Annotated in this window: 1 rRNA gene; it reads right to left on the bottom strand. The window is 51.9% G+C overall.

Annotated features, from left to right (window positions below):
• Positions 1-1,511: ribosomal RNA gene (locus K3T81_RS19310) — 23S ribosomal RNA — on the bottom strand; the annotation flags it as partial.

The raw sequence follows: 1,511 nt of genomic DNA, 5'->3' as shown, positions 1-1,511 counted from the left end.
TAACCTTCCAGCACCGGGCAGGTGTCAGCCCCTATACTTCGCCTTTCGGCTTCGCAGAGACCTGTGTTTTTGCTAAACAGTCGCTTGGGCCTATTCACTGCGGCTCCTCCTAAAAAGGAGCACCCCTTCTCCCGAAGTTACGGGGTCATTTTGCCGAGTTCCTTAACGAGAGTTCTCCCGCTCACCTTAGGATTCTCTCCTCGCCTACCTGTGTCGGTTTGCGGTACGGGCACCTTTGAACTCACTAGAGGCTTTTCTTGGCAGTGTGAAATCTGGAACTTCGGTACTTAATTTCCCTCCCCATCACAGCTTGAACTCAGTTGGACGGATTTGCCTATCCAACATTCTCACTGCTTGGGCGCACACATCCATCGGTGCGCATTCCATATCCTACTGCGTCCCCCCATTGCTCAAACATTCAAGAGGTGGTACAGGAATATCTACCTGTTGTCCATCGCCTACGCCTTTCGGCCTCGGCTTAGGTCCCGACTAACCCTGAGAGGACGAGCCTTCCTCAGGAAACCTTAGGCATTCGGTGAAAGAGATTCTCACTCTTTTTTCGCTACTCATACCGGCATTCTCACTTCTACGCGCTCCACCAGTCCTCACGGTCTGACTTCACTGCCCGTAGAACGCTCTCCTACCATTGTTCGAAGAACAATCCGCAGCTTCGGTGATACGTTTAGCCCCGGTACATTTTCGGCGCAGAGTCACTCGACCAGTGAGCTATTACGCACTCTTTAAATGGTGGCTGCTTCTAAGCCAACATCCTGGTTGTCTGGGCAACTCCACATCCTTTTCCACTTAACGTATACTTTGGGACCTTAGCTGGCGGTCTGGGCTGTTTCCCTTTCGACTATGAACCTTATCACCCATAGTCTGACTCCCAAGTCTAAGTATCTGGCATTCGGAGTTTGACTGAATTCGGTAACCCGGTGAGGGCCCCTAGTCCAATCAGTGCTCTACCTCCAGTACTCGTTCCTTGAGGCTAGCCCTAAAGCTATTTCGGAGAGAACCAGCTATCTCCGTGTTCGATTGGCATTTCACCCCTACCCACACCTCATCCCCGCATTTTTCAACATACGTGGGTTCGGGCCTCCAGTCAGTGTTACCTGACCTTCACCCTGGACATGGGTAGATCACACGGTTTCGGGTCTACGACCGCATACTAAAATCGCCCTATTCAGACTCGCTTTCGCTGCGGCTCCGTGTCTTCCACTTAACCTTGCATACGATCGTAACTCGCCGGTCCATTCTACAAAAGGTACGCCGTCACCCATTAACGGGCTTCGACTACTTGTAGGCACACGGTTTCAGGTTCTCTTTCACTCCCCTTCCGGGGTGCTTTTCACCTTTCCCTCACGGTACTGGTTCACTATCGGTCACTAGGGAGTATTTAGCCTTGGGAGATGGTCCTCCCGGATTCCGACGGAATTTCTCGTGTTCCGCCGTACTCAGGATACACTCCGGAGGAAATTCCTTTTCGATTACAGGGCTCTTACCTGCTATGG

Origin of the sequence: Oceanobacillus jordanicus (assembly GCF_022095695.1) — a bacterium.
GTDB classification, from domain to species: domain Bacteria; phylum Bacillota; class Bacilli; order Bacillales; family Amphibacillaceae; genus Oceanobacillus_B; species Oceanobacillus_B jordanicus.
Note: the sequence above shows the minus strand (reverse complement) of the source record. Positions and strands in the feature narration are given on the sequence as shown.